General features: G+C 63.4%; 11 protein-coding genes and 1 riboswitch. Of the genes, 6 read left to right on the forward strand and 5 right to left on the reverse strand.

Going from position 1 to position 15042, the window contains the following annotated elements:
• Positions 1–37 precede the first annotated feature (37 nt).
• From HMPREF3162_RS01760 to HMPREF3162_RS01775, 4 genes are read right to left on the reverse strand one after another with little or no spacing between them, the layout of a single operon-like run.
• On the reverse strand, positions 38–793 hold the full coding sequence (locus HMPREF3162_RS01760; RefSeq protein WP_070575769.1) for an iron ABC transporter ATP-binding protein: 756 nt from the start codon (positions 791–793) through the stop codon (positions 38–40).
• The gene (locus tag HMPREF3162_RS01765; RefSeq protein WP_083318869.1) at positions 790–1929 is read right to left on the reverse strand and encodes an iron chelate uptake ABC transporter family permease subunit; all 1140 of its coding nucleotides are present in this window, start codon (positions 1927–1929) and stop codon (positions 790–792) included. The genes HMPREF3162_RS01760 and HMPREF3162_RS01765 overlap by 4 nt, the downstream gene beginning before the upstream one ends.
• On the reverse strand, positions 1922–2875 hold the full coding sequence (locus tag HMPREF3162_RS01770; RefSeq protein ID WP_070776757.1) for an ABC transporter permease: 954 nt from the start codon (positions 2873–2875) through the stop codon (positions 1922–1924). Before HMPREF3162_RS01770 ends, HMPREF3162_RS01765 begins: the two co-directional genes overlap by 8 nt.
• Positions 2872–3855: a siderophore ABC transporter substrate-binding protein gene (locus tag HMPREF3162_RS01775; protein ID WP_070776758.1), complete on the reverse strand. Its 984-nt coding sequence runs from the start codon at positions 3853–3855 to the stop codon at positions 2872–2874. The genes HMPREF3162_RS01770 and HMPREF3162_RS01775 overlap by 4 nt, the downstream gene beginning before the upstream one ends.
• Positions 3856–4008: 153 nt before the next feature.
• Here HMPREF3162_RS01775 and HMPREF3162_RS01780 point away from each other — a divergent pair, with 153 nt between their 5' ends.
• The 6 genes from HMPREF3162_RS01780 (at position 4009) to HMPREF3162_RS01805 (ending at position 13066) form a co-directional block, all read left to right on the forward strand.
• Complete coding sequence (locus tag HMPREF3162_RS01780; protein WP_070776759.1) at positions 4009–5688, forward strand: amidohydrolase; 1680 nt, start codon at positions 4009–4011, stop codon at positions 5686–5688.
• 89 nt (positions 5689–5777) lie between these two features.
• Positions 5778–5876: riboswitch (glycine riboswitch) on the forward strand.
• A 115-nt stretch (positions 5877–5991) separates the two neighbouring features.
• The gene (gene gcvP / locus HMPREF3162_RS01785) at positions 5992–8958 is read left to right on the forward strand and encodes an aminomethyl-transferring glycine dehydrogenase (protein WP_371089250.1); all 2967 of its coding nucleotides are present in this window, start codon (positions 5992–5994) and stop codon (positions 8956–8958) included.
• Positions 8959–8971: 13 nt separating this feature from the next.
• Positions 8972–10150, forward strand: coding sequence for a glycine cleavage system aminomethyltransferase GcvT (gene gcvT / locus HMPREF3162_RS01790; RefSeq protein ID WP_070776760.1), 1179 nt, complete (start codon positions 8972–8974; stop codon positions 10148–10150).
• A 115-nt stretch (positions 10151–10265) separates the two neighbouring features.
• A complete protein-coding gene (gene gcvH / locus HMPREF3162_RS01795; RefSeq protein ID WP_070575753.1) occupies positions 10266–10664 on the forward strand; it encodes a glycine cleavage system protein GcvH in 399 nt (132 codons plus the stop codon).
• A gap of 131 nt (positions 10665–10795) precedes the next feature.
• The gene (locus HMPREF3162_RS01800) at positions 10796–12211 is read left to right on the forward strand and encodes an L-serine ammonia-lyase (protein ID WP_070575750.1); all 1416 of its coding nucleotides are present in this window, start codon (positions 10796–10798) and stop codon (positions 12209–12211) included.
• A 237-nt stretch (positions 12212–12448) separates the two neighbouring features.
• Complete coding sequence (locus HMPREF3162_RS01805) at positions 12449–13066, forward strand: hypothetical protein (RefSeq protein ID WP_141759523.1); 618 nt, start codon at positions 12449–12451, stop codon at positions 13064–13066.
• Between the two features lie 277 nt (positions 13067–13343).
• Here HMPREF3162_RS01805 and HMPREF3162_RS01810 read toward each other — a convergent pair whose 3' ends face one another.
• A complete protein-coding gene (locus HMPREF3162_RS01810) occupies positions 13344–15035 on the reverse strand; it encodes an ABC transporter family substrate-binding protein (protein WP_070575745.1) in 1692 nt (563 codons plus the stop codon).
• Positions 15036–15042 lie beyond the last annotated feature (7 nt).

The following is a 15042-nucleotide window of genomic DNA, read 5'->3' on the forward strand; positions in this document are numbered from 1 at the left end:
AGCGAGTGAACGCCGAAATGGCCTGCGCGCAGTCGGGTCAGTAGTACACGGCCAGCGGTCCGCGCGGCCCGTCAACCACCTGGACGGGAGTGTTGAACACGCGGGTGAGGACCTCGCTGCGCATAATGTCCTCCGGCGGGCCGAACTCGACCACCTGACCTTCTTTGACAGCGCAGATGCTGTCGGCGTAGGCGGCGGCGAAGTTGATGTCGTGCAGCACGATCACGACCGTGCGGCCCAGTTCATTGGCCACGCGGCGCAGGTGGCGCATCATGATCACCGAGTGCTGCATGTCGAGGTTGTTCAGCGGTTCGTCCAACAGGACGTAGTCGGTTTCCTGCGCCAGGACCATGGCCACATAGGCCCGCTGGCGCTGGCCGCCGGAAAGCTCATCGAGGTAGCGGCCCTCAAAGCGGCTCAGCCCCAAGAAGTCAATTGCTTCGCTGATCGCGGTTTCGTCTTTTGAGGTAAGACGGCCCTTGGAGTGGGGAAAACGGCCGAAGCCCACCAGCTGGCGCACCGTCAGCCGGGTCACGAAGTGGTTCTCCTGCCGAAGGATCGACACGATCTTCGCCAGTTCGTCGCTTTTGGTGGTCGTCACATCATGGCCGGCAACTGTAATGTGTCCGGAGTCCATGGCCATGAGTCGGCCGATCATCGTCAGCAGAGTCGACTTGCCCGCCCCGTTGGGGCCCACCAGCGCTGTAATGCCGTGCGCCGGGATCTCCAGGTTGACCGGACCGATGCAGACGTCGTCAGCGTATTTCCGCGCGACGTCGGACAGGTTGATCACAGGCGCCCCTTTCGGAGGATGTAGACGAGGAAGAACGTGCCGCCGACGATCTCCATGATGATCCCCACGCTGCCTTCGGCGTAGAACAGGTTCTTGAGCACAAAGTGCGAACCGGCCAGAATCACATAGCCGACGAGCACGCCCATGGGGAACAGCAGACGGTGATCGAAGGTGTCTGCCAGCTGGTAGGTGATCATCGCGGTGAGAAAGCCGAAGAAGGTCATCGGCCCGACCAGTGCGGTGGAAACTGCCATGAGCACAGCGATCAGCAGCAGCGAGCCGATCAGGAGCCGTTTGTGGTTCAGTCCCAGGTTCACGGCCGTCTCACGGCCCAGCCCCATGAGGTTGAGCCTGCGGCCCATGGCCCACAGTCCGCCGCCGGCTGCCAACACAAGCGGTATGGCGATCGGCAGGTAGCGGACATCGGCGTTGGCGATCGAGCCGATCAGGCGGGCGGTGAGAACATCGAATTCGCTCGGGGTCAGCAGCCGCTGCATGAAAGTGGACAGGGCGCCCAGCCCGCCGCCGAGGACAAGACCGATGAGCAGGGTGATCTGCAGGTCGTGTCCGGAAACATCGCGCCCCCGGCCGAATCCGCCGAGCAGCCACCCGTAGAGCAGACCCGCCGCACCGGTCATGACGGCCGCCTGGACCAAGAACGGCACGGTGCCGGTCAGTGCGGCTGTGCCGCCGGCGCCGAGGAAGAACACCGCCGCGGTCTGCACAAGCCGGTACAGGGATTCAAAGCCCATGATCGACGGGGTGAGGATTCGGTTGTTCGTCACAGTCTGGAAGGCAATAGTCGCGGTGGCCTGTGCAAATGCGACGACGGCGATGACCAGCAGGGTGGAGGCCCGCAGCTGTGAGATGGCCCAAAAACCCGGGTGACTGATGGGCACAGGGCTCTTCCAGGCCAGCGTGGCGGCCGTAACCGCCAGGGCAAGCAGACCCAGGACGCCCATCATGATCCAGTAGCGGCGCTTCTTGGCCTTTGTGGGAAGAGCACCGGAGAAGCGTTCGGGGGCCGCCCGCATCGAGTCGGCGACCAGGCACTCCTCAAACAGGATGGGGTGGCCGGCGGGAAGGCGCTCATTGGCCGAAACCCGCGGCGGCAGGGAGCGGGGAGTATCAGGCATGAGACTTCTTCCTCAGCAGGAGGGCAACGAACACGACTGAGCCGACAACACCCAGAATCAGGCTGACCGGGATCTCAAACGGGGCGATGACAATCCGCCCGATGAGGTCTGACACAGTCACCGCGGCAATGCCCATGAGGGCCACCCACGGCAGGTTTGAGCGCAGGTCGTCACCGCGGAACATAGACACGATATTCGGGACCACCAGGCCGAGGAAAGGCAGATTGCCGACGACGACGGTGACAACACCGGTGGCCAGGGCGACCAGGCCGGTGCCCAGCAGAATGACCCGGTTGTAGTTGATGCCGACGTTGACGGCCACGCTTTCGCCCAGCCCGACAACGGTGAAGCGGTCAGCGGCGATGAAGATGGCAATGGCTATCGCAACGACGACCCACAGCGGTTCGTACTGGCCTTTGAGCACCGAGGTGAAGGATCCGGCAAACCAGATTCCGAGGCTTTGCAGCATGTCGGTGGCCAAGGCTATGTAGGTGGAGACTGCACCGACGACAGCGCCGAGCATGAGTCCGACGATCGGCACGATCACGGATGAGCGCAGCGTCACCTGGCGCAGGAAGGCAAAGAAGATGAGTGTGCCGATGAAGCTCATGACGATTGCCCCGGCCATGTGGACCAGCAGGCCCGAATCGGGGGCGATGATCATCGTCAGCAGAAGGCCCAGCCCCGCCCATTCGGTGGTGCCGGTGGTTGTCGGCTCGACAAAGCGGTTCTGGGTCATGAGCTGCATGACGAGTCCGCACATGGCCATTGCCGCACCGGAGAGCACGAGGGCCAGGGTGCGGGGAACGCGTGTGATGCTGAACATTTCGGCACCGCCCTCGCCGAAGATGTCGAAGACGCCCACAAAAAGAGAAGCAACGACCAGCGCCGCAGTCACAGCGACTGCGGCGCCGAATCGCCACGTGAGCAGGGCAGGACGGGTCACTGCTTGTTGAATTCCTCCGCGAGGTTTTCAAGAGCCTCGGTGTAGGTCTGGATAGATTCGTTGACGTAGGTGTCCTCCGGCATGTATAGCACGTGGCCTTCCTTGATGGCGGTCACGTTCTTCAGAGCAGCGGAGTTCGAAACGACGTCCTTTGCCGGGTGGTATTTTTCGCCGTCCTTCATGGTGATGGCGGCATCACGGTCCATGACGATGATCCAGTCAGGGTTGGACTTGGCGATCGCTTCAACGCTGACGTCATCGCCCTCGTGGTCTTCCGAGGCTTCCGGAACGTCAAGGGCGGGCTTCAGGCCGACCATGTCGAACAGCGGGCCGGCGCCGCGGCCCTGGGAAGGAGCGGAGTAGTTGAGGTTGCCGCCGGTGGAGATCAGACCCATGACGGTCTGGTCCTTGTTGTAGCTGTCCTTAGCTGCCTTTTCGGCGTCCTCGAACTTCTTGACGAGTTCGTCAGCCTCTTTTTCTTTGCCGAAGACTTCGCCCAGGGCAGTGGTCTGGCGCTTGAACTCTTCGTCCAGGGGCTTGCCGTCGCGCGGTTCGAGATCGACGATCGGGGTGTCCCCGGCGAGCTCCTTGATCTTGTCTTCGTGCTGAGTGAAGCGCTGACCGGTGATGATCACGTCAGGTTCAGCGGCCACGATCGCTTCGAGGTCGGGTTCGCGGTGGTTGCCCAGGTCGACAACTGATTCGTCTTCGCGCAGCTCCAGCGACTTCGGAACGATCTTGCGGGGAGCTGCAACGGGCTTGACGCCCCAGTCTTCAAGCGTCTGGAAAGAGCGGTTGTCCAGAGCAACAACCTTCTTTGGGTTCTTCGGAACCTCGACGGTGCCGTCGTTCGTTTCGATGCTGACGGTTTCAGCGCTGCCGGATTGGCTGTTCTCAGCGGTGCCGGAGCCGCATGCAGCAAGGGTCAGTGCGAGGGTGCTCGCACCGATGAGTGCGGCGAAGCGTCGTGCAGTCTTCATGATGTTTCTTTCATGTCCGTGTCGGAAGAGTGAAAGTTAGGCGAGGCTTACCTAACGGGCCCGAGAACAGCATAGGCGAAGTATTTCCGAAAGGAAAGCCTAACCTAATGCCCTGGCCCCTGTCGTACCGCCGTGGGCTCTAGACTTGCGGCTATGTCATCACGCCGTCGCCTGTTTCTCGGTGCCCGTTTCCTCACCTTCGACCGCTCCCTGCCGCAAGCATCAGCTGTCCTCGTCGAGGACGAAAAGATTGTCGCTGTGGGGGAGGCGCCTGAGCTGCGTGCCCACGCTGTCGGCGCTGAAACCGTCGACCTCGGCGGGACCGTCGCAGTGCCCGGCTTCGTCGACGCCCACATCCACGGACTGTCACAGGCACTCGGGGCAGAAGAGCTCAGCCTTTTCGGCACCGAAACACTTGACCAGGCAATGGCCGCACTGGCCGACTATGCGGGGCAGGTGCCCGACGGCGAATGGGTCATCGGCGCCGGCTGGGACTTCACCAAATGGGGTCTCGACGCACAGCCAGACCGCGCTTTCCTCGAAAAAGCCGCCCCGCACAACCCCGTTGCCCTGTGGTCGATCGACTACCACACCCTGTGGGTCAACGGACGCGCCCTCGCAGAAGCGGGAGTCGGCCCACACACCCCCGACCCGCACGACGGTGAATTCGTGCGCGAACCCGGAGGGCGGCTCACCGGCATCATCCGCGAAGGTGCTGCGGACCTCATCAAAGCCGTAATCCCGGACCCTTCCGCCTCGGCGGCTGCCGACGCCCTGAAGATCCAGCAGCGTAAGTGGCTTTCCGAAGGGCTCACGGGCCTGCACGAAATCGAAGGCGAACTGTCGCGGCTGGCCTGGCAGGAACTCGGTGCGCGCGGCGAACAGAACATCCGGGTGGTCAAATACCTCCGCCCGCGGGAGCTCGACTGGGCACAGTCCTCCGGCTGGATCACCGGTGGGGGCGACGCCTGGTTCCACCACGGCGGGCTCAAGCTGTTCGCCGACGGAGCACTCGGGTCCCACACCTGCCACATGTCCTCGCCTTTCCCACGGGTCGAAGGCGAAGGGGCTCCCAACTACGGCGCCGAGGTGATTTCGGAAGACGCCCTGACTCAGGCCATGGTCGAGGTGTATCGGGCAGGCATTGTGCCGATCGTCCACGCCATCGGCGACCAGGCCGTCCACCAGGTGCTCAGCGCCTACGCGCGAACAGATGCTGAACACCGTGCCGCAGAAAAGCGCTTGGGTCGTGCCCTGCGGCGTCGCATCGAACATTCGCAGTTCATCCAGCCTGGTGACATTCAGCGCTTTGCCGCCCTCGGCGTCATCGCCTCGATGCAGCCGCGGCACTGCATTTCCGACCTGCACCTGCTGGCGCAGATTCCGCTGGACGCGGCACTCGCCGGCTACGCCTGGACGCAACTGGAAGACGCCGGTGTTGCGCTCGCCTTCGGATCCGACGCCCCGGTGGAGCCGAGCACTCCGTGGGCTGCCGTGTACGCGGCAATGACCAGGGCGGACATCAGCGGCGACCGGTCGAGCACCTACCAGCCCCAGCGGCGGATGAGCGCCTACCGCGCAATCGCCGCTCACACCTCTGGTGCTGCCTATGCCGCCGGCAGAGAAAGCGTGTCCGGTCGCATTGCTCCGGGCATGGAGGCCGATTTCATCGCCGTCGACACTGACCCGCTGGCGCGCGAAGGAGCCGACGGCGCACTGCCCTTTGCGACTGCCTACCCCGATGAGGACGCCCTGTTCGAACAGGCTGAGGCCATCCGCGACACTCAGGTGGAGACCACGATCGTCGGCGGGCAGGTGCGGTTCAGCCGCTGACGCCACTCTGGTGGGCTGTGGAAGACCACACGCGCGAGGCTGACTCAACCGCACAGATTAAGTATCATGGGTCACACAAACTGCCGTCATCACGCTCTTCGGGAGAGCCCGCGCGAAGCCATCGCGTCGGCGCCGTAGGTGCAATCCCCTCCCCGGGAAACTCTCAGGCCCAGTACTGAAGAGCGGAGGCGACTCTGAAACCGTTGCCGGAACGCGCTTCGCCGCCGACCGCACGGCAACAGAGCGGGGAGGAGACCGCAGCTGAGCCAGCTGGCCAGCAAGACTCCAACCCAAGGAACGCCCGTGACTTTCGAGAACCGCACCGCCACCCCGGAAGCCGCCACTGCCGCTCTGTCCCACGTCACCGCTTTCACCGGTGATTCCGCGCGCCCCTTTGCCGACCGCCACATCGGCCCGCGTGCCCACGAAACCGCCGCGATGCTCGAAGCGGTCGGCTTCGATTCGCTTGAAACTCTGGCCCGTGCCGCCGTACCGGAGAACATCCAGGACGACGGCGTGCAGACACCGGCGGCGCTGTCGGAAGTCGACATGCTCGCCCACCTGCGCGAACTCGCCGCGAAGAACGTGCAGAAAACGCAGATGATCGGCCGCGGCTACTACGACACGATCACCCCGACCGTCATCCGCCGCAACCTGGTCGAAAACCCCGCCTGGTACACCGCCTACACGCCCTACCAGCCGGAGATCTCGCAGGGCCGCCTGGAGGGCCTGCTCAACTTCCAGCAGATGGTCCAGGACCTCACCGGCCTGGACATCGCCAATGCCTCGCTTCTGGATGAGGCCACCGCGGTCGCAGAAGCCGTTCTGCTCATGCGCCGGGCCAACAAAAAGGGCTCCTCGGTTGTTCTGGACTCCGAACTGCACCCGCAGACCATTGCGATCGTCCGCGCTCGCGCCAAGGCCATGGACTTCCAGGTGCAGATCGCCGACCTGTCCCAGGGGCTGGTCGGCGAAGACGTGTTCGGCATCGTCTGCGCACAGCCGGGCACCACGGGTGCCGTGCGCGACTTCACCGACGCCGTACGAGGCGCCAAGGAGCGGTCTGCCATGGTCACCTTCGCGTGTGACCTCCTTGCTCTGACCCTGCTGCGCACCCCGGCCCAGCAGGGTGCGGACATTGCCGTCGGCTCAGCGCAGCGCTTCGGCGTTCCGCTGTTCTTCGGCGGTCCCCACGCCGGCTTCATGGCGGTGACCGAAAAGCTCAAGCGGCAGATTCCCGGCCGCCTGGTGGGTGTGTCCAAGGACGCCGACGGAAAACCCGCCTACCGTCTGGCCCTGCAGACCCGCGAACAGCACATCCGCCGCGAAAAGGCCACATCGAACATCTGCACCGCACAGGCGCTGCTGGCCAATGTCGCCTCCATGTACGCCGTGTACCACGGCCCCGTCGGCCTGGCGAAGATCGCCAGCCGCATACATCGCCTGGCCACAGCGTTCGCAGACAGACTCGACGGCGATTCCCAGTCCGTGTCCGAGAACTTCTTCGACACAGTGTTGGTGCGCGTGCCCGACGCTGACGCCGCAGTTGCCGCCGCCTGCGAGGCAGGCATCAACATTCTGCGGATCGACGACACCCACGTGGGTGTGAGCTTCGGCGAACCGCACACGGTCGCTGACGCCAACACGCTGCTGGAAGCTCTCGGAGCGACCGGCCGCATCGACGCGGAAGAATTCGAAGCCGCAGGCACCGGCACCTTCGGCCCAGCAGGTGTCCCCGCACCCCGCGTGCCGCAGGCCCTGCAGCGCGACACCCAGTACCTCACCCACCCGGTGTTCAACACCTACGGTTCCGAAACCCTCATGATGCGCTACCTGCGCACCCTGGCCGACCGCGACCTCGCGCTGGACCGCACCATGATTCCGCTGGGCTCGTGCACCATGAAGCTCAACGCGGCAACCGAAATGGAAGCCATCACCTGGCCGGGCTTCGCATCGATCCACCCGCTGGCACCAGAAGACCAGACCGCCGGCTGGCGTGAGCTGATCGACAACATCGAAGAGCTGCTGGCCGAAGTCACCGGCTACGATGTCGTGTCGATTCAGCCCAACGCCGGTTCACAGGGCGAACTGGCAGGCCTGCTGGCCATCCGCGGCTACCACGTGTCCAAGGGCCAGCCCGAGCGCACCGTCATGCTGGTGCCCAGCTCCGCTCACGGAACCAACGCCGCATCGGCCATCCTCGCAGGTCTCAAAGTGGTCGTTGTGAAGTCCGCAGAAGACGGTTCGATCGACCTTGACGACCTCGACGCCAAAATCGAGAAGTACCGCGATGTGCTTTCGGGCATCATGATCACCTACCCGTCGACCCACGGCGTGTACGAATCCGATGTGCGCCGCGTGTGCTCGTCCATCCACGACGCAGGCGGCCAGGTGTACATCGACGGTGCGAACATGAACGCGCTCGTCGGCGTGGCCAAACCCGGCCACTTCGGCGGCGACGTCAGCCACCTCAACCTGCACAAGACCTTCACCATCCCCCACGGCGGCGGCGGCCCCGGCGTGGGCCCGGTCGCTGCCCGCGAACACCTGCGCCCCTTCATGCCCGGTGATTCCAGCGACAGCCGTGCCGTCAGCGGGGCAGAGGACTACACCTCGCTGCCGATCTCCCAGGCCAAGTACGGTTCCGCCGGCGTCCTGCCGATCTCGTACGCCTATCTGAAGATGATGGGCCCAGACGGTCTGCGCGAAGCCACCTACTCGGCACTGCTGGGAGCCAACTACATCGCAAAGGCACTCCACGAAGACTTCCCGACCCTCTACACCGGTGAAAACGGCCTCGTTGCACACGAGTGCATCCTCGACCTGCGCGCCATCACCGCCGAAACCGGGGTAACCGCAGAAGACGTAGCCAAGCGGCTCATCGACTTCGGCTTCCACGCCCCAACCCTGGCCTTCCCGGTCGCCGGCACCCTCATGGTCGAACCGACCGAATCGGAAGACAAGGGCGAACTCGACCGCTTCATCCAGGCGATGAAGACCATCCGCGAAGAAATCCGCGCAATCGGCAGCGAATACACCTACGAAGAATCGCCGCTGAAGAACGCGCCGCACACCGCAACCTGCGTCATGGACGACTGGGACCAGAAATACTCGCGCAAGACCGCGGTGTTCCCCGTGCCCGGCCTCGAACTGACCAAGTACTTCCCGCCGGTGCGCCGCATCGACGGCGCCTACGGCGACCGCAACCTGGTCTGCGAATGCCCGCCGCCAGAAGCCTTCGACATCGAATCGGCCGACGCCGAAGCCTGACAGAGGAGACCCCATGACCAAGCAGACGCCCCTGTACCAGATCAACGCCGAACTCGGCGCGAACTTCACCGACTTCGGCGGCTGGGACATGCCGCTGAAATACGGCTCCGAACTCGCCGAACACCGTGCCGTCCGCGAATTCGCGGGCATCTTCGACCTGTCCCACATGGGCGAGGTCCGCATCACCGGTGCGGACGCCGCCGTCTTCATGGACTACGCGCTCCTGTCGCGCTACTCCATCATGAAGAACGGCAAAGCCAAATACGGCGTCATCATCGACGAGGCCGGTGGCATCCTCGATGACGTCATCACCTACCGCCTGGCCGATGGCGAATTCCTCATAGTGCCCAACGCCGGGAACACCTCGGCCGTCGTTGCCGCACTCGAAGACCGCGCAGACAAGGCCAAAGCCGCCGGAGCAGCTGCGGACTTCGAAGTGCGCAACGAATCCGATGACACTGCGCTCATCGCCGTACAGGGTCCCAAGTCGGAGGACATTCTGCTGGCCGCCGTGTGCGGCAGCACCGAGTGCGTTGACCGCGAAGACTGCACCAGGATCAAAGACCTCGAATACTACGCGTGGACGAATATCGCAGTCGACGGCGTTGAGGTCTTCTTGGCGCGCACCGGCTACACCGGCGAAGACGGCTTTGAACTGTATGTCAAAAACGCCGATGCCGCCGCCCTGTGGAACCGGCTGATGAGCATCAACGAAGCCGAATTCGACGGTGCCGCGCTGCCGTGCGGACTGGCTTCGCGCGATTCCCTGCGGCTGGAGGCGGGCATGCCGCTCTACGGCAACGAACTGACGCGCGAAACCACGCCGTTTGACGCGGGCTTCGGCGGTATGGTCCGCGGAGCGCTCAAGAACAAGGGCGACTTCTACGGCCGCGAAACACTGCAGAAGCTCGGCGACGCCGACCAGGCCGAAGGCACGCCGCGCAAACTCGTCGGACTGTCCTCCGAGGGCCGCCGGGCCGCACGCGCAGGAGTGGGCGTTTTCGCTGACGGAGCGGAAGTCGGGGTCATCACCTCCGGCCAGCCGTCACCCACCCTGGGCCACCCCATCGCCCTGGCCTACATCGACACGGCACACGCCGAACCCGGCACCGCCGTGACCGTCGACATCCGCGGAAAGTCCTATGACTTCACCGTCGTCGAAACGCCCTTCTACAGCAGCGGTGCCCACTGACGCCCGTTCGGCGCGCCCCTGACGCCGTTGGCTGCCCGCTGACACCAGAATGACGAACCGTCGGAATCCAGGCTGGCTCCCAACCCCCAGACCTTCTGAATGAAAGGAACCCACAATGGCTGAACTGCCCCCGCTGCCAGAGAACTTTTCGTACTCGGCAGAACACGAATGGATCAACGCCACAGGCGATGACATCGTCGGAAACACCGTCCGCATCGGCATCACCGCAGTAGCCGCTGACGCACTCGGCGAAGTCGTCTTCGCAGACCTTCCCGAGGTCGGCGACACCGTGACCGCTGGCGAAGTCTGCGGAGAAGTCGAATCCACCAAATCGGTTTCCGACCTCTACTGTCCCGTTTCAGGCGAAGTGACCGCCGTCAACGCTGACGTCGACGACAACCCGTCGCTGCTGAACTCCGACCCCTACGGTGAGGGATGGCTCATCGAAGTCTCCGTCACCGAAGTCGGCGACATCATGGACGCCGCCGCCTACGGAGAAGCAAACCACGTCTGATGCGCACGCCTGGCCGCCCGGACCGGACCCCCTCCCGGTCCGGGCTCGCATCCCCGTCCCCCCTCGCCCCACCTCGGGCATCCCCAGCTCGTCACCACCTTGGTCGTGCAGCGTCGCACACGGGAGGAAACATGACCGTCAGCGTTTTTGATCTGTTCAAAGTGGGCGTCGGCCCATCGTCATCCCACACAGTCGGGCCCATGCGGGCAGCCGCGCGCTTTGTGCAGCTGGTCGGCGACCGTCAGCCCGCATCGCTTGCAGTTGACGTGTTCGGATCGCTCGCAGCTACGGGAGCCGGCCACCGGACATTCGACGCGATCCTGGCAGGCCTCGAAGGCTGCGAACCCGAAAAGATTCAGCCGGAGGACTTCGGCGAACGCACCGAGCGGATCGAACAGACCGGCGTGCTGCGCTTCGGCGACAAGTGGGACATTGAATTCAGTGAAAAGGACATGGTCAAACGTCCGCTGACCGTACTCGACCACCACACCAACGCGCTGACAATCAAAGCAGAAGACGCCGACGGCGGTGTCATTGCCGAAGAAACCTACTACTCCGTCGGCGGTGGGTTCGTCGTCAGCCAGTCCGAACTCGACGGCGGCCTTCAACAGGAAGCGGAAGAGGAAAGGGCAGAAGCCCCCTATCCGTTCACCTCGGGAGCGCAGCTGCTGGAACAGTGCCGCGCATCCGGGCTCGAAGTGTGGCAGGTGATGCTGGAAAACGAAAAAGCCCACCGCAGCGAAGACGAAATCCGGGCGGGACTGCTGCACATCTACTCCGTCATGGAGGAGTGCGAAAAGAACTCGGTGGCCCGCGACGGCATTCTGCCCGGCGGCCTCAATGTGCACCGGCGCGCCCACAAGTGGTACCAGCGGTTGCTGCAGGAAGACCCCGAACGCAGGCCGGAGTACTACCAGGAATGGGTCAACCTCGTAGCACTTGCCGTCAACGAAGAGAACGCCAGTGCGGGGCGAGTGGTCACCGCGCCGACCAACGGAGCTGCGGGCATCATTCCGGCGGTCATGTTCTACGCGCTCAACTACGTGCGCGGTGTCGAAGGCGGAGCCCGGCACGGCGGCATCACATCCGAAACACCCATGAGCCGGGATGAGGCCGTCGTTCGGTTTATGCTGACCGCAGGGGCAATCGGTGTTCTGTACAAGGAACGCGCCTCGATTTCCGGTGCCGAAGTCGGCTGCCAGGGCGAGGTGGGGTCAGCTTCCTCAATGGCTGCGGCAGGTCTTGCCGCAGTTCTCGGCGGAGGGGTCATGCAAGTGGAGAACGCCGCCGAAATCGCCATGGAGCACAACCTGGGACTCACCTGCGATCCGATCAACGGGCTCGTGCAGATTCCCTGCATTGAGCGAAACGCCATAGCATCCGGCAAGGCAATCAACGCCGCAAAAATGGCCATGTGGGGCGACGGGACCCACCGCGTGTCCCTCGATGAGGTCATCGCCACCATGAAAGCCACCGGCGAAGACATGATGGACAAGTACAAAGAAACCGCCATGGGAGGTCTCGCCGTCAACGTCGTTGAATGCTGATGGGTGTTGGGTGGCAGCTGGCTTTCGGTTGGTGCCGGGTGGCTGGTGCGTCCGGTTGGCGGGGTTGCCAGTTGGCGAGGCGCGGATTTGCGCTTTAATGCGCCTTTGCGCGCTGCTGCAGCGCATTAAAGCGTGAAGTTGCATTAGCGCGTGATTCTGCCTGGCTCGGGTGCCGGGGCAGAATAGGGTGTTGATTTTTGGTGTCGAGGTGCCGACTGGCGTGGGAAGGTGACTGTTATGCCTGGCAGGGCTGGTCTTGTGGGCGACGGCGTCTATCGCTCGAAGCTCAGCGTCTTCACGGCTGCAGTGGTCATTGCCGTCGCGAGCATTTTCATGATCGATGCTCTTCTTCGGGGCACACCTGCCCTATGGCTCATTGCCGGTTCGGCGCTGCTTGCCGTGTGTACAGCCGCATGGGCGTTTATCTACAAGCCGTGCCTGCGCCTGCGGGATGACCACTTGGTGCTGCGCGGGCCGATTCGGGAAATCACCGTGCCCTACGCGGCGGTTCGCGATGTTCAGGTTCGGTCCGTGGTGACAGTGACGACGGATGAACGCACCTATTCAGCATGGGCGGGGCCGGAGCGCAACCGCAGGTTTGCCGGCCCGGATGCCGCGCACGACGCATCGACTCTCATCCGCAGCCGAGCCGCCGACGCCCGAGGCGGTGCGGCTGAAGCTCGCAGTGGCGATGGCGCGGTTGGTGCGCCTGGAGGGCAGGGGAACGGCGCCTCGCATGGGGTTGGTGCTTCCCCGGAAGACTCCGGCGGCGTGCGGGTGCGCTGCCTGTGGGCGCCGTGGGCTGTATGCGCGGGGCTGGCCGCCGTGAGCGCGGTCGTCGCCCAGGTACTGTAAGCCCAACTTTCGTTGCAGACTTGCGGCGTAATGCGTTCTCACGCGCAAATGCGCCGCATTAAAGCGTGACTCTGCATTAGCGCGTGAGTCTGGCGTGTGAATGCGGCACCCACCAGGCGCGCCAACCCAGCCGCCGTCAACCCAGCCGCCGTCAACCCGGCGCAGGGACACACAGAAGCGGGGCCCGGGCATGCACCCGAGCCCCGCTCTGCGTGACTGCCTCAGCTTCAGCGCCGATGTGACTGCATCAACGCCTCGGCGTCAGCGTTTCAGCTGATCACTTCTTGTGGCCGATGATGGTCCAGTCCTTGCTTTCGAACTGCGTCGCACCGAGGTTCACGATATCTTCGGAAACACCGTGGACGGTCGGGGTGGCGTAGAAGGGGATCATGACCTTCTCAGCCCAGAACTGCTTGTCCATTTCGTTGGCGAGTTCGAGGCGCTTGTCCGGGTCAGCTTCGTTCTGTGCGGCCTTGACGGCGCTGCCGATGTCTTCGTTGGAAATGCCGAAGTAGTTCTGCTGCGATTCAGCCGGGTAGAACAAGTTCGCGGTCGTGGTGATCGGGAACTCGGTGCCCTGCCAGGAGAACGTCACCATGTCGAAGTTCTTCGGGGTCACGTAGTCGGTGAAGTACTTGTCCGACGGCACGGTGTCCAGCTTGACCTTCATGCCGATCTTGTTGAGGTCGTTCATGACCTGCTTGGCGCGCTTTTCGTTCGATTCGGTGTCGGCGGGTACGACGACGGAGAACTCGAGTTTCTCGCCGTCCTTTTCGTAGACTCCGTCGCCGTTCTTTTCGTAGCCGGCGTCCTGCAGAATCTTTTCGGCGTCTTCGGGCTTGTGCTGGGCCCAGCCGTCGGTGTTGTCCTGGTAGCCGTCCTGACCGGGCATGAACGTGTAGTTGTTGACGTTGATGACCGGAGCTTCAACCGGGCCGACAGCAGCCTGGCCGATGACGTCGCGGTTGACCGCCAAGCCGATTGCCTCGCGGACCTTCTCATCCTTCAGGCCAGGACGGGTGGCGTTCATGGTCAGGTGCGTGTACATCAGACCGGTCGACTTGTAGATCTTGGCGTCGCCGCGGTTCTTAGCGGTTTCGTAGGCATCGCCGTCGGTGCCGATGTCCACAAGGTCGATTTCCTTGTTGGCAAAGGCCTGACCCTGCTGGGGCTGTGAGACCACGCGGAAGGTGATCTTGTCCAGCTTCGGCTTGTCGCCCCACCACTTGTCGTTCTGCTCCATGGTGACGGTCTTGGCGCTCTTGTTGAGTTTGACTGCCTTGAACGGGCCCGAAGACGGCACGAACTCGTCTTTGAAGTCCTCGTTGAACTTCTTGGCGTCAGACGAAACTTCTTTCGGCAGCAGCGGGAACACGTAGTTCTGCCAGTCACCGAACACACCGTCGTAGGTGATGGTGACTTCCTTCTTGTCTGAGCCGATCTCGACGGACTTGATGCTCTCCCAACCCTGAGTGGAACTGACCTGGTAGTCCTTGTCCTTGCCGTTGTTGGCTTCCCAGAATGCCTTGAGGTCTTCACCGTCGATCGGCTTGCCGTCTTCCCAAACAGCGTCCTTGTTGTACTTCAGCTTGACTGTCGTCGGGTCGTCACCGGTGAGCTCCATCGATTCGATGTAGTTCGGGTCGGCTTCAGCCTTGCCGTCAGCGTCATATTTGAGGCCAGTACTGACGCTTGGCCCGTACATATCTTTGACGTCGGTGAGGGTGCCGTCAGCGTGGCTGTAGTTGAAGCTGCCAGGCCATTCCGTCAGGGGGAGGGTCAGGTCGCCGCCGTCTTTGACTTCATCGGCCGCTGCTTTTGTCATGTCGACATTCGGCAGTTCAGGCTGGTCACCGCCGTCACCGCCGCCGGATGAGCCGCTTTCGCCGCTTTGGCAGGCCGACAGCACCATCGCTGCTGCCGCCGCTGCGGCGACTAACGCGCTCAGGCGCGTTTTCTTGATTGCCATGGTCTTT

Origin of the sequence: Brevibacterium sp. HMSC07C04 (genome assembly GCF_001815905.1) — a bacterium.
GTDB lineage: Bacteria > Actinomycetota > Actinomycetes > Actinomycetales > Brevibacteriaceae > Brevibacterium.

Bases quoted from the DNA above. Each gene is read 5' to 3' on its own strand.
- HMPREF3162_RS01765 (WP_083318869.1), bottom strand. From the start codon at position 1,929: ATGCCTGATACTCCCCGCTCCCTGCCGCCGCGGGTTTCGGCCAATGAG.
- HMPREF3162_RS01775 (WP_070776758.1), bottom strand. From the start codon at position 3,855: ATGAAGACTGCACGACGCTTCGCCGCACTCATCGGTGCGAGCACCCTC.
- HMPREF3162_RS01780 (WP_070776759.1), top strand. From the start codon at position 4,009: ATGTCATCACGCCGTCGCCTGTTTCTCGGTGCCCGTTTCCTCACCTTC.
- gcvT (WP_070776760.1), top strand. From the start codon at position 8,972: ATGACCAAGCAGACGCCCCTGTACCAGATCAACGCCGAACTCGGCGCG.
- gcvH (WP_070575753.1), top strand. From the start codon at position 10,266: ATGGCTGAACTGCCCCCGCTGCCAGAGAACTTTTCGTACTCGGCAGAA.
- HMPREF3162_RS01800 (WP_070575750.1), top strand. From the start codon at position 10,796: ATGACCGTCAGCGTTTTTGATCTGTTCAAAGTGGGCGTCGGCCCATCG.
- HMPREF3162_RS01805 (WP_141759523.1), top strand. From the start codon at position 12,449: ATGCCTGGCAGGGCTGGTCTTGTGGGCGACGGCGTCTATCGCTCGAAG.
- HMPREF3162_RS01810 (WP_070575745.1), bottom strand. From the start codon at position 15,035: ATGGCAATCAAGAAAACGCGCCTGAGCGCGTTAGTCGCCGCAGCGGCG.